Origin of the sequence: Mycolicibacter arupensis (assembly GCF_002086515.1) — a bacterium.
Lineage (GTDB): Bacteria > Actinomycetota > Actinomycetes > Mycobacteriales > Mycobacteriaceae > Mycobacterium > Mycobacterium arupense.
On sequence record NZ_MVHH01000008.1, the window covers coordinates 1 to 21,865 of the forward strand.

The 21,865-nt window shown below is 68.9% G+C and carries 21 protein-coding genes; 8 read left to right on the forward strand and 13 right to left on the reverse strand.

Annotation, left to right across the window (positions count from 1 at the left end):
• A partial coding sequence (locus BST15_RS22365; protein WP_207572045.1) for a hypothetical protein occupies positions 1-311 on the forward strand: 311 nt, incomplete at its 5' end.
• Here BST15_RS22365 and tyrS read toward each other — a convergent pair.
• Complete coding sequence (gene tyrS, locus BST15_RS05845) at positions 308-1,576, reverse strand: tyrosine--tRNA ligase (protein WP_046191163.1); 1,269 nt, start codon at positions 1,574-1,576, stop codon at positions 308-310. The two genes, BST15_RS22365 and tyrS, sit on opposite strands and share 4 nt — an antisense overlap.
• A 17-nt stretch (positions 1,577-1,593) precedes the next feature.
• Positions 1,594-2,205 (reverse strand): DNA-3-methyladenine glycosylase, encoded by a 612-nt coding sequence (locus BST15_RS05850; RefSeq protein ID WP_046191164.1) that lies wholly within the window; start codon positions 2,203-2,205, stop codon positions 1,594-1,596.
• A 66-nt stretch (positions 2,206-2,271) separates the two neighbouring features.
• Between BST15_RS05850 and BST15_RS05855 the strand changes: the two genes are divergently transcribed.
• The 3 genes from BST15_RS05855 to BST15_RS05865 are packed head-to-tail and all read left to right on the forward strand — an operon-like array spanning position 2,272 to position 4,414.
• On the forward strand, positions 2,272-3,030 hold the full coding sequence (locus BST15_RS05855; protein ID WP_046191165.1) for an ABC transporter ATP-binding protein: 759 nt from the start codon (positions 2,272-2,274) through the stop codon (positions 3,028-3,030).
• On the forward strand, positions 2,964-3,794 hold the full coding sequence (locus BST15_RS05860; protein WP_046191166.1) for an ABC transporter permease: 831 nt from the start codon (positions 2,964-2,966) through the stop codon (positions 3,792-3,794). The genes BST15_RS05855 and BST15_RS05860 overlap by 67 nt, the downstream gene beginning before the upstream one ends.
• The gene (locus tag BST15_RS05865) at positions 3,791-4,414 is read left to right on the forward strand and encodes a TetR/AcrR family transcriptional regulator (protein WP_046191167.1); all 624 of its coding nucleotides are present in this window, start codon (positions 3,791-3,793) and stop codon (positions 4,412-4,414) included. Before BST15_RS05860 ends, BST15_RS05865 begins: the two co-directional genes overlap by 4 nt.
• Here BST15_RS05865 and BST15_RS05870 read toward each other — a convergent pair.
• Entirely contained in the window at positions 4,380-4,613 is a 234-nt protein-coding gene (locus BST15_RS05870; protein WP_046191168.1) for a Trm112 family protein, read from the reverse strand. The two genes, BST15_RS05865 and BST15_RS05870, sit on opposite strands and share 35 nt — an antisense overlap.
• On the reverse strand, positions 4,610-7,594 hold the full coding sequence (locus tag BST15_RS05875) for an acyl-CoA synthetase (protein WP_046191169.1): 2,985 nt from the start codon (positions 7,592-7,594) through the stop codon (positions 4,610-4,612). Before BST15_RS05875 ends, BST15_RS05870 begins: the two co-directional genes overlap by 4 nt.
• 116 nt (positions 7,595-7,710) lie before the next feature.
• Between BST15_RS05875 and BST15_RS05880 the strand changes: the two genes are divergently transcribed.
• On the forward strand, positions 7,711-9,498 hold the full coding sequence (locus BST15_RS05880) for an ABC-F family ATP-binding cassette domain-containing protein (protein ID WP_083070853.1): 1,788 nt from the start codon (positions 7,711-7,713) through the stop codon (positions 9,496-9,498).
• A 7-nt stretch (positions 9,499-9,505) separates the two neighbouring features.
• Here BST15_RS05880 and BST15_RS05885 read toward each other — a convergent pair whose 3' ends face one another.
• Entirely contained in the window at positions 9,506-10,138 is a 633-nt protein-coding gene (locus BST15_RS05885) for a M15 family metallopeptidase (RefSeq protein WP_052751494.1), read from the reverse strand.
• Positions 10,139-10,282: 144 nt separating this feature from the next.
• Between BST15_RS05885 and BST15_RS05890 the strand changes: the two genes are divergently transcribed.
• The 3 genes from BST15_RS05890 (at position 10,283) to BST15_RS05900 (ending at position 13,383) form a co-directional block, all read left to right on the forward strand.
• Entirely contained in the window at positions 10,283-11,050 is a 768-nt protein-coding gene (locus BST15_RS05890; protein ID WP_046190870.1) for a siderophore-interacting protein, read from the forward strand.
• 148 nt (positions 11,051-11,198) lie between these two features.
• Positions 11,199-12,680: a PPE family protein gene (locus BST15_RS05895; RefSeq protein ID WP_046190869.1), complete on the forward strand. Its 1,482-nt coding sequence runs from the start codon at positions 11,199-11,201 to the stop codon at positions 12,678-12,680.
• Between the two features lie 46 nt (positions 12,681-12,726).
• Positions 12,727-13,383: a biliverdin-producing heme oxygenase gene (locus BST15_RS05900; protein WP_046190868.1), complete on the forward strand. Its 657-nt coding sequence runs from the start codon at positions 12,727-12,729 to the stop codon at positions 13,381-13,383.
• A gap of 19 nt (positions 13,384-13,402) precedes the next feature.
• Here the strand turns inward: BST15_RS05900 and argH are convergent, their stop codons facing one another.
• Genes argH through argC form a run of 8 tightly spaced genes read right to left on the reverse strand, consistent with a single transcriptional unit; the run spans position 13,403 to position 21,756 of the window.
• A complete protein-coding gene (gene argH / locus BST15_RS05905) occupies positions 13,403-14,815 on the reverse strand; it encodes an argininosuccinate lyase (RefSeq protein ID WP_046190867.1) in 1,413 nt (470 codons plus the stop codon).
• On the reverse strand, positions 14,812-16,008 hold the full coding sequence (locus tag BST15_RS05910) for an argininosuccinate synthase (protein ID WP_046190866.1): 1,197 nt from the start codon (positions 16,006-16,008) through the stop codon (positions 14,812-14,814). The genes argH and BST15_RS05910 overlap by 4 nt, the downstream gene beginning before the upstream one ends.
• Positions 16,009-16,046: 38 nt before the next feature.
• On the reverse strand, positions 16,047-16,532 hold the full coding sequence (locus BST15_RS05915) for an arginine repressor (RefSeq protein ID WP_046190865.1): 486 nt from the start codon (positions 16,530-16,532) through the stop codon (positions 16,047-16,049).
• Entirely contained in the window at positions 16,529-17,455 is a 927-nt protein-coding gene (argF, locus tag BST15_RS05920; RefSeq protein WP_046190864.1) for an ornithine carbamoyltransferase, read from the reverse strand. The genes BST15_RS05915 and argF overlap by 4 nt, the downstream gene beginning before the upstream one ends.
• Positions 17,452-18,630 carry an acetylornithine transaminase gene (locus tag BST15_RS05925; RefSeq protein WP_046190863.1) on the reverse strand — a complete coding sequence of 393 codons (1,179 nt, stop codon included), beginning with the start codon at positions 18,628-18,630 and terminating at the stop codon, positions 17,452-17,454. The genes argF and BST15_RS05925 overlap by 4 nt, the downstream gene beginning before the upstream one ends.
• Positions 18,627-19,502, reverse strand: a complete 876-nt coding sequence (argB, locus tag BST15_RS05930) for an acetylglutamate kinase (RefSeq protein ID WP_046190862.1) — start codon at positions 19,500-19,502, stop codon at positions 18,627-18,629. Before argB ends, BST15_RS05925 begins: the two co-directional genes overlap by 4 nt.
• The gene (gene argJ / locus BST15_RS05935; protein WP_046190861.1) at positions 19,499-20,701 is read right to left on the reverse strand and encodes a bifunctional glutamate N-acetyltransferase/amino-acid acetyltransferase ArgJ; all 1,203 of its coding nucleotides are present in this window, start codon (positions 20,699-20,701) and stop codon (positions 19,499-19,501) included. Before argJ ends, argB begins: the two co-directional genes overlap by 4 nt.
• Positions 20,698-21,756: an N-acetyl-gamma-glutamyl-phosphate reductase gene (gene argC, locus BST15_RS05940; RefSeq protein ID WP_046190860.1), complete on the reverse strand. Its 1,059-nt coding sequence runs from the start codon at positions 21,754-21,756 to the stop codon at positions 20,698-20,700. Before argC ends, argJ begins: the two co-directional genes overlap by 4 nt.
• Positions 21,757-21,865: the final 109 nt, after the last annotated feature.

Below are 21,865 nucleotides of genomic sequence, written 5' to 3' on the forward strand. Positions count from 1 at the left end.
AACAACAACAAAAAATTTCACCAAACACACTATTGAGTTCTCAAACAACACGCCTATCTGAACGCGCAGTCATCCCGCGGCTAAAAGCCGCTGAATGTCAGTGCGGGCAGATGAAAACCCCCGGAATCGCACTTCGAATCTTGCTTGATTCCGCGGGCTTGTCGCTCCCCCCGGCCTGGCCGGGTCTCTGCGACGTGGATAAAGTTACGCGAGGTGAAACAGGGAGTCAAATCCGCTGGTCAGAGGCTTTTCTCGCTCGTTTCAAGATCAACACCCATGGTCGGTGCGGGGCCAGCCAGCCCCTGATCTAGCCCCTCTCCACGCCGGCGACGTTGCGCTTGCCGCGGCGCAACACCAGCCAGCGTCCATGTAGGAAATTCTCGGCCGCCGGCGTCCATTCCTCGCTGTCAACGCGCACGTTATTCACCGACACGCCGCCCTCACCGATCGTGCGTCGCGCCGCCCCCCTGCTGGCCGATAGCCCGGTGGAGACCAGAAGGTCGACGATGGTGTTCGGCGCGGTCGGGTCCAACTGCGCCACCGACGTCTCACGCAGGGCCGCTGTCAGGGTGGATTCGTCCAAGCGGGTCAACTCACCACGGCCGAACAGCGCCTGGCTGGCTAACTCGACCGCCTCGGTGGCCGCCTGTCCGTGCACCAGCGTGGTGAATTCTCGAGCCAAGGCACGCTGAGCGGCGCGCTCGTGCGGACGCTCGGCCGTCGCCTGCTCCAGCTCGGCCAGCTCCTCGGCCGACAGGAAGGTGAACCAGCGCAGATAGCGGATCACGTCGGCGTCGGCGGTGTTGAAGAAGTACTGGTACCAGGCATAAGGGCTGGTCATCTCGGGGTCCAGCCACAGGCTTCCGCCGCCGGTGGACTTGCCGAATTTGGTGCCGTCGGCGGCGGTCACCAGGGGCACGGTCAACGCATGCACGGTCGCGCCCAGCTTCTGGCGGACCAGCCGGACCCCGGCGATGATGTTGCCCCACTGGTCGGACCCGCCGATCTGCAGCGAACATCCGTAACGCTGATGCAACTGCACATAGTCGTTGGCCTGCAGCAGCATGTAGCTGAACTCGGTGTAGGAGATGCCCTCATCGAGGCGTCGGCGGATGGTGTCACGGTCGAGCATCACGTTGACCGAGAAGTGTTTACCCACGTCACGCAGGAATTCCACCGCCGACATCGGCGCCGTCCAGTCCAGGTTGTTCACCACCACCGCGCCGGTCGGGCTGGCGTCGAAGTCGACGAATCGCTCGAGTTGGCCGCGGATCCGCTCGGACCATTCGGCCACGGTGTCGGCGGTGTTGAGGGTGCGTTCTCCGCTGTCGCGGGGGTCGCCGATGAGGCCGGTGGCACCGCCGGCCAACACGATCGGCCGGTGCCCGGCCCGCTGGAACCGCCGCAGCGCCAGCAGCGGCACCAGGTTGCCAGCGTGCAGGCTGGGCGCGGTCGGATCGAACCCGGCGTAGACCGTGATGGGCCCGCCCGTCACGTCGGTGGTCAGGGCATCCAGGTCGGTGGACTGGGCGATCAGACCGCGCCAGTTGAGCTCGTCGAGAATCGTCGTCGGCATGCGTTGATTTTCCCGGATCAGTCCGAGGCACCCGGCGCCGGTGCCCGCGGGCTGCGCCGGTACGCCGAAACCTCGGGCCTTCCGGGGGCCCACAGCCGCCATGGCCGGTCGGCCGCCTGACTCACGCCCACCCGCGGTCCGGTGTGCGCAGGCAGTGGCCCGCCGAGCTCCAGATGAACCGGACCGGCCGGGTCGAGTAAGTCAATCCCGTTGTCGTCCATAGTGATTCCCAAGGCGGAGCAGAGATTGCCCGGCCCCCGGGCCAGCGCCGCACCCGGGATGGTCTCGCCGCGGCGGGAGCGGGCCAGCGACTCCCCCGCGTCCACCACCGCCGCGCGCAGCAGCACGGCCGCGGCCGTTCCGTCCGGGCCGCAGACCACATTGGCGCACACATGCATGCCGTAACTGCGGTAGGTGTAGAGCCGGCCCGGCGGGCCGAACATCACGGTGTTGCGCGGGGTGGGGCCACGGTAGGAGTGCGCGGCTGGGTCCGGCCAGGGCCCGGCGGGCACCCCGCCGTAGGCCTCCACTTCGACGATCGTCGCCGCAACCCCGCGACAGGTGAGGCTGGCACCCAACAGGAGCCGGGCAGCCGCGAGCGGCTCGACGGCAAGTCGACCTGCACTCACGCCGCGATTCTGCCTTGCCGGCTCACACCCTTGACACGGCGCTACGGCGAGCCGATTATTCATCACATGATGATTTCATCGCGTGATGAATTCTGGGGCGCCGATCCGGCCGTCGAGATCGAGCATCTGCAGGTGGTGCGCGGCAAGCGCCCCGCCCTGCAGGACCTCACCGTCCGGATCGCCCGCGGCACCATCACCGGCCTGCTCGGGCCCTCCGGCTGCGGAAAGACAACCCTGCTGCGCTGCATCGTGGGCACCCAACTGCTCACCGGCGGACGGGTCCAGGTGTTGGGCAGCCCAGCAGGCTCCCCCACCCTGCGACGCCGCGTCGGCTACATGCCCCAACAGGCCACCATCTACGACGACCTGCGAGTGATCGACAACGTGCGCTACTTCGCAGCGCTGGCGGGCGCCGATGCCCGTGACGCCGATGACGCGGTGGATGCTGTCGACCTGCGCAGCCACCGCGCCAGCTATTGCGCCAACCTGTCCGGCGGCCAACGCGCCCGCGTCTCGCTGGCCTGCGCGCTGGTCGGGCGGCCGGACCTGCTGGTTCTCGACGAGCCGACGATCGGCCTGGACCCGGTGCTGCGCGCCGAGCTGTGGCAGCAGTTCACCGCCCTGGCCCGGCGCGGAACCACGCTGCTGGTGTCGAGCCACGTAATGGACGAAGCCGACCACTGCGGTGACCTGCTGCTGATGCGCGAGGGCCGCCTGCTGGCACGCACCACCCCGAAGCGACTGCGAGAGGAGACCGGATGTACGTCGATGGAGGAAGCGTTCCTGTCCATCATCCGGCGCACCACCGCGCGCCAAGCCGGCTGACCGGATTCCTGGGGCTGCGTCCCTTTGCGGCCACCACCCTGCGAATCCTGCGCCAGCTCGCCGGTGACCACCGCAGCGTCGCGATGATTCTGCTGGTGCCCAGCCTGGTCATCACGCTGATGTACTTCATGTACTCGGGTGCGGCGCACCCGCCGGGCACGCCGTCGCCGTTCAACGCCGCGTGCCTGGTCCTGCTGGGGTTGTTCCCGCTGTTTCTGATGTTCGTGATCACCGCGATCACCATGCAGCGTGAACGCGCCTCGGGAACCTTGGAGCGCATCTTGACCACCCCGCTGCGCCGAGGCGACCTGCTGGCCGCCTACGGGACCGCGTTCTCGATCGCCGCGGCCGCGCAAGCCACCCTGGCCTGTGTCGTCGCCTTCTGGCTGCTGGACTTCCACGCCGCGGGCAGCCCGGCGTGGGTGTTCGGCATAGCGATCATCAACGCGGTGCTCGGGGTCGGGCTCGGCCTGCTGTGCAGTGCGTTCGCCCGCACCGAGTTTCAGGCCGTGCAGTTCATCCCCCTGGTGATGGTGCCCCAGCTGTTGCTGGCCGGCATCATCGTGCCGCGCGCGGCGATGCCCGAATGGCTGCAGTGGGTGAGCAACGCGATGCCGGCAAGTTACGCCCTCGAAGCGCTGCAGCAGGTGGGCAGCCATTCCGATCTGACCGGGCTCACAGTGCGCGACATCGTCATCGTGCTGGCATTCGCGGTGGCAGCCCTGGCACTGGCCGCGGTCACGCTGCGCCGGCGGACCCCATGAGGGCCGCCCAGCCGCCCAGCCGTCGGCCGGGCCGACCGTCGGGCGCTTCAGACACCCGCGACCGAATCCTGACAGCTGCCCGTAACCTGTTCGCCCGCAAGGGTTTCGCTACTACCTCTATTCGTGCGGTGGCCGCCGAAGCCGGCGTTGACGCGGCGCTGGTGCACCACTACTTCGGCACCAAACAACAACTGTTCGCCGCCGCGGTGGAGTTGCCGGTTGATCCGATGCAGGTGCTGGGGCCGCTGCGTCAGACCCCGGTCGAGCACCTCGGACGCGCGTTGCCCGAACTGCTGGTCCCGCTGTGGGACTCCCAAGCCGGCACCGGCCTGATCGCAGCGATGCGCTCCATGCTCACCGGCACCGACGTACCCCTGGCCCGGTCGTTCTTCCGCGACATCGTGGTCGCCGAACTCGCCGAGCGGATCGACAGCCCCGCCGGTACCGGCGTGCTGCGGGCGGAATTCGCCGCCAGTCAGTTGATGGGCGTGGTGGTCGCCCGCTACATCGTGGGGCTTGAGCCCCTGGCCTCGTTGCCGGCGCAGGAGGTGGCGGCGATGATCGCCCCAAACTTGCAGCGTTATCTCACCGGGGATCTGCCGGACCCGATTGGGCCATGAGCAGGGCATGCTCGTCGTCGCCGACGGCATCGGACTCATCGATCAACAGCACGGGGATGTCGTCATCGATCCGGTAGGCCCGATGCAGCCGCGGGTTGTATAGCGCCTGATTGCCGGTGCCGTCGGAGCGCTGCACCAGCAGCAACGGGCCGCGGTCGGCGGGGCAGACCAGGATGTCCAACAGGTCCTGGTCGATCACGACCGACCGCCGGCCAATTCGGTACGCACCGCGGCGGTCAGCCGTTTGTACTGCCGGCTCTCGGTGTCCAGATACCACGCGTTGCGTCCCGCCTTGGGCAGGCCGGCGTCGCGCAGCTTGCCCAGGACCGGTCGGTACACGGTGCTCAGCGTCAGGTCCGGCACCACGTGGATGATGTCGGGTCCGGTGCCGGAGGGAATGGCCGCCACTGCCTCGCTGAGGTCGGCGGCGGTGATCGTGGCGCCCGGCTGCGCGGTCACGGCCGACACCACCAGGTCGGCACCTTCGGTGGCCACCCGGTACGTCACCGCCAACTCGACGCCGGTCACGGCACCGAGCGCGTCGGTGATGACCACCGGGAACGCGATGCCCCGGTCGGTGCGGATGCTGGAGGCGCGCCCACCCACCAGCCAATAGTCACCGTCGGCGTCGCGCCGGAACAGGAATTCCGTGGAGATCCAGGTGTCGGCCGGCGCGAAAACACCTCGCTTGACCGAGGCCGACGGGTCGATGGGCCCGCGGGGCTTGGCCAGCATCACCCCGACCTCGTCGGTCTCGGCGACCCGCACGAAACCCCGGTCGTCTTCCAGGATCAGGTCCAGTTCGGAGTCGTAGGCGGCCAGCTGGACATCCACCGCACCGGGCAGTGGACGGCCCTTGCTGCCGACCTTGGCGCCGGAGACGTTGGCCAGCACGGCCTGACCGTCCTTGGTGGCGAAGAACTCGACAACGTGGGCCGGGGCGAACACCTCGGTGACCCGGTTCCACAGGCCGGTGGGCATTCCCGAGCCGATGAACAGCCGCACCGGGTGGTTGCCCTGCAGGACGAAGTTCGGGTCGTCGATGACCTCACGCAGCATCGCCCAGGTGTAGGACACCACGCTGACGCCGTACTGGCGGACCTCGGAAACGAACCGGTCCGGGTTCAGGCCGCGCGACAGCGCGATCCGCGCCCCACCCACCACGGCGCCGCCCAAGCTGACCAGCAGCCCGGACTCGTGGTGCAGCGGCGTCAGGCAGTACACCGTGTCGTTGGGGCCCAGGGCGGCGGTCGAGGCGGTGCCGAACGCCGAGAGCGCCCAGCGGAAGTTGGTGATCTGCTTGGCCACCAGCTCGCCGGCCGCGTTGCCGAAGGCCACGAACGCCAGGTCACGGGCGAATCCCGGGTTCGGCCGGTACCAGCCGGGCAGCTCGACCGCGTCCGGGTCGATCTGCTCCATGTCGATCACATCGATGTCGGTGGGCAGGTCCAGGTCGCGGGCCTCGCCGCCGCCGAGCACCAGCACCTGGCAGTCCAGCTCACGCGCGGCTTCCCCGGCCAGCTTGAGGCTGCCCGGATCCACGATGATGTCGGAGATGCCGCCGAGGTGGGCCGCCGGAATCAGGTCGCCGTCGGTGGGCATCAGCACGGCCACAGCGCCCAGTCGCGACAGCGCCGCGATCGCGACCAGCGCACTGGGCCGGGTGGCCATCAGCACGCCGACGTGGACGCCTTGGCGCACGCCGACCTCGATCAGACCGCGGACCACGTTGTCGATGCGCTTGTTGACCGCCTCGTAGGTGTGCACCCGGCCGTCGAAGAGCAGGAATTCGCCGTCGGGCGAGTCCGCGGCCTGCTCATCGATGATGCGGCCCAGCGAGATTCGGGTGTGGTCGTTGATCTGGCCCAGCCGTGCCAACCGGGGCAGCGTGCGCGCGGTCTCGACCGCCATGGTGCGCATGGACTTCTGCGCCGCCAGCATGGCGTCGGCGGCTCCGCGCGCCAACGTCAGCGCCACCTCCGAGGCCTCACCGAGCCCGTGGGCGATGCGCGACGTCATGGCAACGCCGCGGTTGGCGCCTTCGGACGGCTGCTCGGACATGAGCGCCACCCCCGCCGGCTGCGGCCCCATCCCGGACTGCCAGAGCACCCAGCGAGCCACGGTCGGCCAGGTCTGCTCAGCCGCCTTGGAACCCACCACCAGACCGAAGTGTCCGGCCCGCAGCAGGTATTCGAAGACCTTGGCGTTGGGGGCGGCACGGCGGATGCCGCGCACGGCCACCGGCTGGCCGATATCGTCGACCTCGCCGACGAAAGCCAGCACCGGACAGGTGATGTCGGTGAGCGTGACCAGTTGGCCGTTGATGGCAAAACCACCGGTCATCATCCGGTTGTGGGCGATGAACTGCTTGAGCAGTTCTGAGATCGCCGGACCCGACCAGGCGATCCAGCCCTCGGACTCCAGAAACCGCCGCTGCGCCTCACGCGGCAGCAGGGCCTCCCGGTCGTGCAGCTGGCGCAGGAAGTCCATCCGGGCCTTGGCCGTCTTGAGCGGGTCCATCATCTGGAAACCCAGGCGTGCCTGCCATCCCGAGATGTCCAGCCGGTTGAAGACATGGTCGGCCATGAATCCGGCCACCCCGGAAGCAAGATTGGGCGGCAGGCCCATCGGCAGGGCGGCCAAGGTGTCCACCGGCGAGCCGAACGCGATGATGCTGGCGATGCTCTTCGAATGGCGGTATGCCCCGGTCTGATAGGCGAACATGCCGCCCTGGGAGTAGCCGGCCACATGGACGTCGCGACCGGTGGTCTCGGCCACCGTCTCGATGGCTTGGCTGAGGCCGACGATGTGGTCGGCCAGGTTGCGGCGCATGCCGCCTTCGATCTCGTCGGGTGAGCCGAAGTCGATCACCCACGGGTCCACCCCGGCGTCGTGCAGGATGCCGACCGCACCCTCGTCGTGGGTGACATCCCACATGTTCGCCGACATCATCATCGGGTGCACCAGCAGCACGGGCGGTCCGGGCTGGGGCTGTCCGGGCCGGCTGTCCGGCGGAAAGTACCGCCGCAGTTTGTACATCGGGGTGCTCTCGACGATCTGGAACGGCGACGGCACGGTCCCGGTCTCCAGGCCGCCCCAGCGCAGCACCTCCAGGCCGTTCTGCGCGGTGGCCATCAGCCACTCGACCGGCCGGGTGATGGCCGACAAGTTCAGATCCACCGCTGCTCCCCTACGTTGCGCCCGATCCCGGAAATGACGTGCACATTCTGGCACATCAGCACCGTGCGTCCTGCTGGTTCAGCATTCGGCTACCGACAGGCAGTACCGTTCCAGCGGTGGCACACCTGCTCGGAGCTGAGTCCCTTCACCTGCGATACGCCACCGGTGTGGTGTTGGACTCAGTCACGCTGGGGGTGAACGACGGCGCCCGGATCGGGATAGTCGGGCGCAACGGGGACGGTAAGTCGTCGTTGCTGCGGCTGCTGGCCGGCGCCGCGACGCCGGATTCCGGGCGCGTCACCCGCCGCAGCGGGCTGCGGGTGGGGTTGCTGGATCAGTCCGACACCCTCGACCCCGACAGCACGCTGGGGACCTCGCTGGTCGGCGAGCAAGCCGACCACGAGTGGGCATCGAGCCCGCGTATCCGGGACGTGGTCGAGGGCCTGGTCTCCGACATCGCCTGGGATGCAACCATCTCCGAGCTTTCTGGGGGGCAGCGCCGGCGCGTTCAGCTGGCGGCATTGCTGATCGGGGAATGGGATGTGATCTGCCTCGACGAGCCGACCAACCACCTCGATGTGGAGGGGATCACCTGGCTGGCGCGGCACCTTCAGCAGCGCTGGGCCCGCAACACCGGCGGGCTGCTGGTGGTGACCCACGACCGCTGGTTTCTCGACGAGGTGGCCACCACCACCTGGGAGGTGCATGACCGCATCGTCGAGCCGTTCCAGGGCGGCTACGCGGCGTACGTGCTGCAGCGGGTGGAGCGCGACCGAATGGCGGCGGCCAGTGAGGCCAAGCGACAGAACGTCTTACGCAAGGAGCTGGCCTGGCTGCGGCGCGGGGCGCCGGCCCGCACCTCCAAGCCGAAGTTCCGTATCGAGGCGGCCAATGCGCTGATCGCCGATGTTCCGCCGCTGCGCAACGACGTCGAGCTGATGAAGCTGGCGACCGCGCGGTTGGGCAAGGACGTGATCGACCTGCTCGATGTCTCGGTCGCCTTCGGCGGTAAGCCGGTGCTGCGCGACGTCGAATGGCGTATCGGCCCGGGTGAGCGTACCGGGATCGTCGGCGCCAACGGTGCGGGCAAATCCACTCTGCTGGGGCTGATCGCCGGCACCGTGGTGCCCGACAGCGGGCGAGTCAAGCGGGGCAAAACGGTGCGGCTGGGCATCTTGGACCAGCAGTCGACGGAATTGGCGTCGCTCGCCGAGGACCGGGTGGCCGACGTGGTGGGCCGGCTGCGCAACGACTATCAGGTCGACGGCAAGGAGATGACGCCGACGCAGCTGTTGGAGCGGCTCGGGTTCGGCAGCTCACAACTGTCGGCCCGGGTCGGTGAGCTCTCCGGCGGGCAGCACCGGCGGCTGCAGTTGATGCTGACGCTGCTCGCCGAACCGAACGTGCTGGTGCTCGACGAACCCACCAACGACGTCGACACCGACATGTTGACGGCCACCGAGGATCTGCTGGACTCCTGGCCCGGCACTTTGATCGTGGTCTCGCACGACCGGTATCTGCTGGAGCGGGTCACCGACCAGCAGTACGCGATCCTTGACGGTCGACTGCGGCACCTGCCCGGCGGTGTCGACGAGTACCTGCAGCTGGTCGCCGAGGCGCGCCGGACACCGGCGTCGCGGCCCGCCGCCGCTGCCGTCGCCGACGACGGGCCGGGACCGTTGTCGGGCGCGGAACTGCGTGCTGCACAAAAGGACCTGGCCGCCGTCGATCGACGGCTGGCCCGGCTGGCCGAGCAGATCGAGGCCAAACATCACCAACTGGCCGATCACGACCAGTCCGACCATGTGGGCCTGGGCGCAGTCACCCGTGAGCTGCGGGCGCTGGAGGCCGAGGTCGCCGAGCAGGAAGCCCGGTGGCTGGAATTGTCGGAGCTGGTGGAGTAGGTGCGCGTCAGCGACGCTCGAAATGCTGGTAGTCCACCGGCGATCGCCAGTTGCCACCCCAGCTCCAGCCGGCGTCGGTGAAGGCCCGCACCGCGGCGTCGCCGGCGTGCAGCAGTCCCGGCTCGATCCGGTTGCGGTCCAGATAGACCGCGGCGTTGCGGGGCTCGAAGCTGCCGTGGTCCACCGACGGGTTCAGCAGCGGGTTGACGTCGATGGCCCGGCCGTAGGCGTGCAACGCCCAATTGCCTGAGCCGGGGATGCGTCGGCAGTTGAATGCCGAGGTGTTGTTGTCTTCCATGGACAGTTCGTCGTCACCGCCGCGATAGGTCGCGACCGACCGCATCTTCTCGATCGGGAATTCCAGGCGATAGAGCCGCTCGAAGACCGCGATCACCTGCGCCACCAGTTCCTGGTGGACGATCAGTTCGCCGCGGTGTGGCTGGTCGTCGAAGCCGAGGTGGGTCAGCGTCACGCGCCGAAGCTGCGCCGGGCTGACGGGGCAGTCGGGGTGCCAGGTGGGTCCGAGTTCGGCGGCGGTGACGCTGGCGACGCTGGCGGGCTCGGGTGCGGCGGTGCGCGGCGTCGGGGATGGCGGCGGGGGCGGTTCGGGCGGTGCGGTGCTGCACTGCGCCAGCAGCATGCACGCCGCGATCGCCGCCGCCAGGCGCCGCGTGGACCAGACGTGTGAGCTGCCGTTGATGGATTCACGCTAGCGCAGCACGGACCTGCTACTGTCTCTCTTTAGGTAAGGCATACCTAACCTATAGGACTCCTGGGAGGCACCGTGGCACCGCTGCTCGATTCGCTACCGCTCGTCAGCACCCTGCGCGACGCGGTCTTTCTGTCCGCCACCCTCGGCGAAGTCGAGCAACTGACGCCGACGATGCGCCGGTATCGCTTCACCGGACCGCGGCTGCAGGGCCTGACCTGGAGGCCGGGCCAGCATGTCCGCCTGCAGGTCGCGGGTCTGCTCGACTCCGTCCTGCGACTGCACCCGCACGACGCGCTGCGCACGTATTCGATCTACGACGCCAACCCGGACGCCGGGACGCTCGACATCGTCATGTGCCGCCACGATTACGACCCGACCGTCGTGACGCCCGCCAGGCGCTGGGCCGCGGCAGTAGCCGTGGGCGACGACGTTGCCTTCACGCGGCCTCAGGGCAGTTTCGTGATCCGCCCCGAGGCGGCCTATCAGGTGTTTGCCGGCGATGAGACGGCGTCGGTGGCGTTTGCGGCAATGCTGCGCGCGCTACACCCGGAGACGGAGGTCTACGGCGCGGTCGAGGCGGCAACCGGCGCTGACCACCTGCCTCTGGCGCGGTCGTTGACGCAGGTCGAGCGCGGGCAGGCGCCGGCAGCGAATTCCGCGGCCCTGGCCGAGGCCCTGCGCGCACTGCCACTGCCAGAGCGCCCCGGCATCGCCTACCTGGCCGGCGAAGCCCGCACCATCCAAACCCTGCGCACGATCCTGATCGGCGAACGGGGTTGGGATCGCCGGCGGATCTGCACCAAGCCGTTCTGGACTCCCGGTCGCACCGGGATGGAGTAGCCAGCAGAGCCCCCACCCGTCCAACTGGATTAGGTTAGGGTAACTTGACTTAGGCCAGCCTATCCAACAGAAAGGAGCGGGTGGGGCGCCGTATCCCCCTCCCCGGACCACCACCGATGACCGTTCACCCCCTCACCGCAGCACGGCCATGACGACCCCCATCTGGATGGCCCTACCCCCCGAGGTGCATTCCACGCTGCTCAGCAGCGGAGCCGGACCCGGCGCCTTGATGTCGGCAGCCCAGGCATGGACTGCGCTGAGCAACGAATACGCCGCCACCGCAGCCGAACTCACCGCACTCCTCACCTCGGTGCAGGCCGGCGCCTGGCAGGGACCAACCGCCGCAAGCTATGTCGCAGCCCATACCCCGTACCTGACCTGGCTGAACCTGGCCGGCCTCAACAGCGCCGGCGCGGCCGCCCAGCTGGAAACGGCGGCCGGCTCCTACACCGCAGCCTTGGCCGCCATGCCGACCCTCGCCGAACTGGCCGCCAACCGCACCACGCTGAGCGTGCTCGTCGCCACGAATTTCTTTGGCATCAATGCAATTCCGATCGCGGTCACCGAGGCGGACTACGCGCGGATGTGGATACAGGCGGCCACCACCATGAGCGTCTACCAGGCGGTGTCCACGGCAGCCTTGGCCGCCACGCCGCAGACCGCCCCGGCGCCGTCCGTGCTCAACAGGGGCGCCCTGGCGGGTTCGGCCGAGTTCACCGATCCCATCGAAGAGTGGCTGTCGTGGTCAGAGCACTTCAGCAGCATGTACCGGATGCTCAAACAGGTGCTGGCCAATCCACTCGGCACCCTGATCCAGATCATCACGGACTTCGCCGCCAACCCGGCGGCGGCGGTCACCACGTGGATGCCGCTGTTCTACCTGTTCGCCTACGCAGCAACCTTCGCCGTATTGGGCACCCCGCTCTACGCGGCGGTCATGGGTCCGGCGGCCGCGTCGTCGGCCATCCCCATCGCGCTGGGACTGTCCGGGCTGGCCTACATGGCGCAGGTACCGGTAGAGGTATCACCCCCCGCCGCACCGCAGATTCTGCCGTCCGCCGTCATGGTGCCGACTCCCCCGGCCGGCGCGGTCACCACGCCGCCCGCACCGGCACCGGCGCCGGCGAACGTGACCGCCGCACCCGCACCCCCGGTGCCGAGTCCACCGCCGGCTTCCGGCGTCCCACCGCTGTATTACGCGGTGTCTGGGGGCGGGCCCGGCGTGGGCTTCGGTCCACCGATGCAGCAGCGGGCGCTGGAATCAGCCCGCCGGTCACGCAGCATCGGCGAGACAGCCGAAGCGGCTGCGGTGGCGGCCGCCGCGCGAAAGTCGAGGACACGCAGGCGTCGCGGCGCCGATGTCAAAGCACGCGGCTATCGCTACGAATTCATGACCGCCGAGGGCACGGCCGCTGCGCCTCCCGTGGAACAGCCTGCACGCGCCGAAGTTTCGCGCAGCGGTAGCGCACCGTTCGGTTCGACCGGTACAACGGTAGGGTCGGGACTCACTGAACCGGCCGGCCTTGCCACGCTGGCCGCTGACGCATTCGGCAACGGCGCCGCCACCCCGATGCTGCCGGGAGGCTGGACCGAAGAGAACCCTCGCAACGACGATCGCGAGACCACGTGACCACCGAATGTCCACTGACCGAACTTTCCAGGGAACGGATTGAAGAATGTCGCTGAAGGCCCCGGTTGACCCCGAGACCGCCCGACCGTTGTCCACCGCCATGCGGGACGGCTCGCAAGCCGCGCACGACGCCGCGGAGGGCTCCACCTTTGTGTCGGAACTGATGGGCGGCAACGTCAACGAAGACGGCTACGCCGACTACCTCGCACGGTTGCGGATGGTCTATGCCGCGCTGGAAGAGGCGGTGCGGCAGCGCCACGACAGCCCACTGGTGGCGTCGGTCTACGACCCCGAGCTGGAGCGGGTGGCAGCCCTGGACAGCGACCTCGACTTCTGGACCAAAGGGGCCGCGCGGGTCGTCGATTCGCCTGCCGCACAGGCGTACTGCGAGCGGATCGCCATCGCCTCAGACGGCGCCCTGCTGGCCCACCATTACACCCGCTACCTGGGTGATCTGTCCGGCGGCCAGGCTATCGGGCGGGTTCTGGACCGCACCTTCGATCTTGAGGGCCGCGGCTTGTCGTTCTACGAGTTTCCGATGCGGCCCAAGCCGTACAAGGACGCCTACCGTGCCCGCCTCGACGGACTCGGCCTGGAGCCTGACGAGGTCGAGCATGTGGTCGACGAGGTCAAGGTCGCCTTCCGGCTCAACCAGGAACTCTTCGACGAGCTGGCCCTGAATCTGGCCTCGTATCGCCGCTGACCAATCGCCGCTGACTACGTCAGCCGTTGAGCCAGCGGCGCTGGTCGGCGGCACGCTCGCGCAGGCCCGCCAGCTGATCGGCCACCCGTGCCGGTGCGGTGCCGCCCCGGGCATCGCGCGAGGCCACTGAGCCTTCGACGGTCAGCACCTCGCGCACCTGGGCGGTCAGCTCGGGGCTGATGGCGGCCAGTTCGGCGTCCTCCAGCTCATCGAGGCCCACCCCGCGCTGTTCGGCGGCCTGCACCGCGGCGCCGGCCGCCTCATGCGCCACCCGGAACGGAACACCTTGGCGCACCAGCCATTCGGCGATATCGGTGGCCAGGGTGTACCCGGCCGGCGCCAGTTCCGCCATCCGCTCGGTGTCGAAACGCAGCGTGCCCACCAGCCCGGCCATCGCCGGCAGCAGCAGCTCGAGCTGCGCCGCGGAGTCGAAGACCGGCTCCTTGTCCTCCTGCAGGTCGCGGTTGTAGGCCAAGGGCTGGGCCTTGAGCGTCGCCAGCAGACCGGCCAGGTTGCCGATCAGCCGACCGGACTTGCCGCGGGCCAACTCGGCGATGTCGGGGTTCTTCTTCTGCGGCATGATCGAGCTGCCGGTGGACCAGGAGTCGTGCAGCACGGCGTAGCCGAACTCCGTTGAGCTCCACAAGATGATGTCCTCGGCGAGCCGGGACAGGTCGACGGCGATCATTGCGAAGACGAATGCCGCCTCGGCCGCGAAGTCGCGTGCGGCGGTGGCGTCGATCGAGTTGTCCGCGGCCGCGGTGAAGCCGAGTTCGGCGGCGATCGCGTCCGGATTCAGGCCCAGCGACGAGCCGGCCAGCGCCCCCGAGCCGTACGGCGAGACTGCGGCGCGCCTGTCGAAGTCAACGATCCGGTCCACGTCGCGCAGCAGCGGGTGGGCATGGGCCAGCAGGTGGTGGGCCAGCAGCACCGGCTGGGCCGACTGCAGGTGCGTCTTGCCCGGCATGATCGCGCTCGGGTGGGCCGCGGCCTGGTGGGCCAGCGCGTCCACCACGTCGAGTGCCCCGGCGGCGACACGGCGTACCGCGTCGCGCAGCCACAGCCGAAACAGCGTGGCCACCTGGTCGTTTCGCGACCGTCCGGCACGCAGCCGGCCACCCAGTTCCGCGCCCACCCGGTCGATCAGGCCGCGTTCGAGCGCGCCGTGCACGTCCTCGTCGGTGACCAGCGGTCCGAAGCTGCCGTCGGCCACGTCCTCACCGAGACTGTCCAGGCCCGCCAGCAAGCCATCTCGCTGCTCGACGGTGAGCAGCCCCGCGCCGTAGAGCACCTTGGCGTGGGCCTTGGACGCCGCGACGTCATAGGGGGCCAGCACCCAGTCGAAGTGCGTGGATTTGCTCAGCGCCGCCAGCGCGTCGGACGGCCCTTCGGCGAAGCGGCCGCCCCACAGCGAACCCTCGTTGGTGCTCACCCCAGATCCCGGCGGGCGGAGATCTTCGAGCTGAGCCCGTGGATCTGCACGAAGCCGCGCGCCGCACTCTGGTCGAAGGTGTCGCCCTCGTCGTAGGTGGCCAGGTTGAAGTCATAGAGCGACTCCGCGCTGCGCCGGCCGTTGATGATGATGCTGCCACCGTGCAGTACCAGACGGATGTCGCCGGACACGTGCTGCTGGGTGTCCTCGACGAATACCTCCAGCGACCGCTTGAGCGGGCTGAACCACAGGCCGTCATAGGTGAGTTCGCCCCACTTGCGGTCCACGCCGCGCTTGTAGCGGCCAAGTTCGCGCTCCAGGGTGACGTGCTCGAGCTCGGTGTGCGCGGTGATCAGCACCATCGCGCCGGGCGCCTCGTAGATCTCGCGGCTCTTGATGCCCACCAGCCGGTCCTCGACCACGTCCAGGCGTCCCACGCCCTGCGCGCCGGCGCGGGTGTTGAGCTCCTGGATGATCTCCAGCACGCTCAGCGGGCGGCCGTCGATGGCCACAGGGCGGCCCTTGTCGAAGCTGATGATCAGCTCGTCGGGGGCGTTGAAGTTGACCGTCGGGTCCTCGGTGTAGTCGTAGACGTCCTTGGTCGGCGCGTTCCACAGGTCTTCGAGGAAACCGGTCTCCACCGCACGGCCCCACACGTTCTGGTCGACGGAGAACGGCGAGCGCTTGGTGACGTTGATCGGGATGTCGTTCTGCTCGGCGAAGGCGATGGCCTTCTCCCGGGTCCAGGCGTAGTCGCGGACCGGGGCGATGACGTTCAGCTCGGGCGCCAGGGAGGCGAAGCCCACCTCGAACCGCACCTGGTCGTTGCCCTTACCGGTGCAGCCGTGGGCGACGATGGTGCCCCCGTGGCTGCGTGCGGCTTCCACCAGGTGCTTGACGATCAGCGGGCGGCTGATCGCCGAGACCAGCGGGTAACGGTCCATGTAAAGCGCGTTGGCCTTGATGGTGGGCAGGCAGTACTCGTCGGCGAACTCGTTGCGGGCGTCGACCACGACGGCTTCCACCGCGCCGCAGTCCAGGGCCCGCTGGCGCACCACCTCCATGTCCTCGCCACCCTGGCCGAGGTCGATGGCGACGGCGACGACTTCACGGCCGGTCTCCTTGCCGATCCAGCTGATCGCCACCGAAGTGTCCAGGCCGCCGGAATACGCCAGGATGACGCGTTCGGACATCGAGTTCTCCTTGCTCTGCGCTTTGTTGCTTCTGGGTTTTATTGCAGGTCGTTGAGGGTGGCGGCAAGCTCGGCACCGGTCATCGGTTCCCGGGCCGCCACGAAGATGGTGTCATCCCCGGCGATGGTGCCGACGACGTACGGTAGCGCGGCCCGATCTATGGCACTGGCCAGGTAGTCCGCCGCGCCGGGTGGGGTGCGCAACACCGCGAGGTTTCCGGTGGCGTCGGTGGACACCAGCAGCTCCCCCAGCAGCCGGCACAGCCGGTCGGTTCCACCGGACAGGCGCAGCGGGTTGCCGTCCTCGGGGATGACGTAGCCGCCGGCACCGCCGTCGGGGCCACGCAGTTTGACCGCCCCCAGCTCTTCGAGATCCCGCGACAAGGTGGCCTGGGTGACTTCGATGCCTTCGGCGGCCAGGATCGCGGCCAGTTCGGTCTGGCTGCGCACCGCCGCGGAAGACAGCACCTCCACGATGCGGGCCTGACGGCCCACCCGCGTCACGGTGCTGTCGGCCCGGCTCATCGCGACTGTTCCAGCAACCACACCAGCAGCGCCTTCTGCGCGTGCAGCCGGTTCTCGGCCTCATCCCACACCGCGCTGCGCGGCCCGTCGATCACCGCGTCGGTGATCTCGTCGCCGCGGTGCGCGGGAAGGCAGTGCAGCACCATGACGTCCGAGTCGGCCAGCGCAAGGAGTTCCTCGTTGATCTGGAAGGGCCGAAACGGCGCCACCCGGTCCAGGCCGTCGTCTTCCTGCCCCATCGAGGTCCAGGTGTCGGTGACCAGCACGTCGGCGCCGGCGGCGGCCTTGGCCGCATCGGCGGTGAGGGTCACCGAGGCCCCGGTCTGCGCGGCGCGCGCCTGCGCGGCGGCCACAACGGCGGGATCGGGGGTGAAGCCCTCGGGCGCGGCCACGGTGACGTGTACGCCCGCCGTGACACCGCCGAGCATCAGCGAGTGCGCCATGTTGTTGGCGCCGTCCCCGAGATAGGTCAGCTTCAGCCCGGTGAGCGAGCCTTTGCGTTCGGCAATGGTCTGCAGGTCGGCCAGCACCTGGCAGGGGTGGAACTCGTCGGAGAGCGCGTTGACGATCGGGACCGTGGCGGTCGAGGCCATGGCGGTCAGCCGGTCCTGGGCGAAGGTGCGCCACACGATCGCGTCGACGTAGCGCGAGAGCACCTGCCCGGTGTCTTCGAGGGTTTCGTCGCGGCCCAGCTGGGTGGACCGGCCGTCGACGACGACGGCGTGCCCGCCGAGTTGGGCGATGCCGATCTCGAAGGAGAAGCGGGTGCGGGTGGAGTTCTTGTCGAAGATCACCGCCACCCCGCGGGGGCCTTCCAGTGGCCGGCGGCTGAACGGCTCCGCCTTCAGTTCTGCTGCCAGGGCGAGGATCTCGGCCTGCTCGGCGGGCGTGACGTCGTCATCGCGCAGGAAGTTGCGGATCACTGTGCTGCCTCCTGGGCGGTGTCGAGGATGCCCGGCAGGGCGGTGATGAAACTGCCGATCTGCTCATCGCTGACGATCAGCGGCGGTGCCAGCCGCACCACACCCGCCGCGGCGGCGTTGACCAGGAAACCGGCCTGGCGTGCCGCGAGCTCGACGGCCTTGGCCTTGGGCTCGGTGAGCACCACGCCCTGCAACAGGCCCTTGCCGCGCACGTGGTCGACCAGCGGGTGGCCCAGTTCCTCGATGCCGTGGCTGAGCGTCTTGCCGAGGGTGCCGGCCCGGGCGATCAGGTCACCGTCGGCCAATGCCTTCAGCACCGCCAGCGCGGCGGCGGTGCACACGGGGTTGCCGCCGAAGGTGCTTCCGTGCATGCCGGGGGTCAACAGGTCACCGGCCGCGCCGACGGCCACGCACGCACCGATCGGCAGCCCACCGCCCAATCCCTTGGCCAGCGTGATGATGTCCGGGACGATGCCGTCGTGCTGGTGGGCGTAGAAGGCTCCGGTGCGCCCGATCCCGGTCTGGACTTCGTCGAGCACCAGCAGGGCGCCGTGCGCGGCGGTGATGCCGCGGGCCTCGGCCAGGTAGCCGGCGGGCGGTGTCACCACGCCGCCCTCCCCCATGATCGGCTCCAGGAACACCGCGGCGGTGGACGCATCGACCGCCGCCGCCAGCGCCTTGGTGTCGCCGTAGGGCACGTGGACGACCTCGCCGGGCAGTGGCTCGAACGGCGCCTGCTTGTCGGGCTGCCCCGTCAGGGCCAGCGAGCCCATGGTTCGGCCGTGGAAGGCACCTTGGGCGGCAACGACCTTGGTTTTGCCGGTGAGGCGGGTCATCTTGAAGGCGACCTCGTTGGCCTCGGTTCCCGAGTTGCAGAAGAAGACTCGCGCCGGGACGCCCAGATGCCCCACCAGGCCCTCGGCCAGCGCGATACCCGGCTCGGTGGCATACAGGTTGGAGGTGTGGCCCAACGTGTTCAGCTGGTTGGTGACGGCCTCGATCACCGCCGGGTGCCGGTGACCCAGCACGTTGACCGCGATGCCGCCCAGCAGGTCGACATAGCTCTTGCCCGACTCGTCGGTCACCACCGCGCCCTCACCGCTGACCAGGGCCAGCGGCGGGGTGCCGTAGTTGTTCATCATCACCGCGGACCAGCGGTCCTGCAGGCCTGTCATGGGCTTACCACCTTGGTTCCGGTGCCGGCGTTGGTGAACAGTTCGACGAGCACACAGTGCTCGACGCGGCCGTCGATGATGTGCGCGCTGGGCACTCCACCGCGGACCGCGCGCAGGCAGGCTTCGACTTTGGGGATCATGCCGGATTCGAGCTTCGGCAGGAGTTGCGCCAATGTGTCGGTGTCGATCTCGCTGACCAGCGAATCGGTGTTGGGCCAGTCGGTGTAGAGGCCGTCGACGTCGGTGAGCATCAGCAGCTTCTCGGCCTGCAGCGCCTCGGCCAACGCGGCGGCGGCGGTGTCGGCGTTGATGTTGTGCACCACGCCGTCGGGGTCGGGCGCCAGGGTCGAGACCACCGGAATCCGTCCTGCGGCAATGAGGTCCAGCACCGCGGCGGTGTTCACCTGGTCGACGTCGCCCACCAGGCCGATGTCGGTGGCCACTCCGTCGACGGTGACACTGCGGCGCACCGCGGTGAACAGTGCGGCGTCTTCACCGGTGATGCCGACCGCGTACGGCCCGTGGGCGTTGATCAGACCGACGAGTTCGCGACCCACCTGGCCGAACAGCACCATGCGCGCCACGTCGAGCACTTCGGGTGTGGTGACGCGGAATCCGCCCTTGAAGTCGCCTTCGATGCCGAGCTTCTTGAGCATGGCGCTGATCTGCGGGCCACCGCCGTGCACCACCACTGGCTGGATGCCGCAGTTACGCAGAAACGCCATGTCGGCGGCGAACGCGTGCTTGAGGGTGTCATCGGTCATGGCGTTACCGCCGTATTTGACGACGACGATCTTGCCGTAGAGCTGCTTGAGCCACGGCAGGGCTTCGGCCAGAACTTGGGCCTTGACGGCGGTGGTCGGTTCACTCATGAGGAATACGCGGAATTCTCTTCGACATAGGCGTGCGACAGGTCGGTGGTGCGCACAGTGGCCTGCCCGGAGCCCAGGTTGAGTTCCACCGTCACGTTGATGTCGGCGCCGGACAGGTCGACCTCCCGGGCGCCCGGCATGGGCGTGCCTTCGCTGAACACCGGGAAACCATTGAACGACACGGTGATCCGGTCCGGGTCGATGGTGAACGGCACCATTCCCACCGCAGCCAGCACCCGGCCCCAGTTGGGGTCCGAGCCGAACAGTGCGGTCTTGACCAGGCTGTCGCGGGCCACGATCCGGGCGGCGATCAGCGCGTCGGCGTCGCTGTCGGCACCGCTGACGGTGATGCTCACCCGCTTGGTGACGCCTTCGGCGTCGGCCTGAAGTTGGGCGCACAGGTCGTCGCAGACGGCGCGCACGGCGGCGTCGAGGTCGTCCTGGCTGGGGGTGATCTCACTGGCCCCCGACGCCAGCAGCAGCACGGTGTCGTTGGTGGAACAGCTGCCGTCGATGTCGAGCCGGTCGAACGTCACCGCGGTGGCCCGCCGCAGGGCGGTGTCCAGGGCCTCGGAGTCGACCTTGGCGTCGGTGGTCAGCACCACCAGCATGGTGGCCAGCGACGGCGCCAGCATGCCGGCGCCCTTGGCCATGCCGCCGACGGTCCAGTCGCCGTTGTGGTGCAGCGCAACCTGTTTGGGGACGGTGTCGGTGGTCATGATGGCCCGCGCTGCTTCGTCTCCGCCGACCAGACCGCCGGCCATGGCCTGCACCACCTCGGTGACCCCGGCCAGCAGCTTGTCCATCGGCAACCGGTCACCGATGAGCCCGGTGGAGCAGACCGCCACCTCGGCGGCCCCGGTCTCGGTGCCCCACTCCGACAACGCGGCCGCCACGGCCTCGGCGGTGGTGTGGGTGTCCTGAAACCCGCCCGGGCCGGTGCAGGCGTTGGCGCCACCGGAGTTCAGGATCACGGCCCGCACCCGGCCGCCCTTGAGTACCTGGCTGCTCCAGAGCACCGGCGCGGCCTTGACCTGGTTGCTGGTGAACACGCCCGCGGCCGCGTAGTCCGGCCCCTCGTTGAACACCAGCGCCAGGTCGGGGTTTCCGGAAGCCTTTATTCCGGCGGCGATTCCGGCCGCCCGGAAGCCTCCCGGTGCGGTGACGCCCTGCTCGCGCAGGAGCCGAGTCTGGGTCATGGCGCCACTCCCACAGTCGACAGTCCTTCGGTCTCTGGCCAGCCCAGCGCCAGGTTCATGGCCTGGACCGCGGCCCCTCCGGTGCCCTTGACCAGGTTGTCGATCGCGGCGATCGCGATGAATGTCGAGGCGTCCTCGTCGACGGCGATCGCCAGGTGCGCGGCGTTACTGCCGATCACCGATCCGGTCTTGGGCAGCTGGCCCTGCGGCAACAGGTGCACGAAAGGTTCTTCCTGGTAAGCCTTTTCGTAGGCGGCGCGCAGCTCGGACAGCGGCGCGGTGGTTTTCGCGGTGCAGGTGGCCAGGATGCCCCGCGACGTCGGGATCAACACCGGGATGAATGCGACGCTGACGTCGCGGTGGGTGACCGCCCGCAGTCCCTGACTGATCTCGGGGGTGTGGCGGTGGGCGCCGCCGATGTTGTAGGCCCGCGCCGACCCGATGACCTCCGAGCCGAGCAGATCGACTTTGGCGGCCTTGCCCGCACCGGAGGTACCGCTGACGGCGACCACCGTGACGTCGGGCTCCACCAAACCTGCCGCGATGGCGGGGAACAGTGCGAGCAGGGCCGCGGTCGGGTAACAGCCGGGGACCGCGATCCGGCGGGCTTCCGTGAGCTTGTCGCGACCGCCGGGCAGCTCGGGCAGACCGTAGGGCCAGGTGCCGGCGTGCGCCGAGCCATAGAAGCGTTCCCAGTCGCCGGCGTCACCCAGCCGGAAATCCGCGCCGCAGTCGACCACCAGGGTGTCGTCGTCGAGCTGCTCGGCCAGTACCGCCGAATGTCCGTGCGGCAGGCCGAGGAACACCACGTCGTGTCCGGCCAGGGTGTCGACATCGGTGGGCTCCAGGACGCGGTCGGCCAGCGGCACCAGATGGGGGTGTTGTTCGCCCAGCGTGCTGCCGGCGTTGCCGGCGGCGGTCAGGGCGCCGATGCTCAGCCGGCCGTCGGCGTAGGCGGGGTGTCCGAGCAGCAGCCGCAGGATCTCCCCGCCGGCGTAGCCGCTGGCACCAGCCACCGCCACTTTGATCGCTTTGGTCACTGGGCGATTCTGCATGATTATGCGTCGATACGCAAACTAATAACAGGGATTCCTGTCGCGAGCCGGGGGCACCTCCCACTTGCGAGCGTGCGTGTCTGTCCGGCGTCTGGCGGCGTGTCGCGTA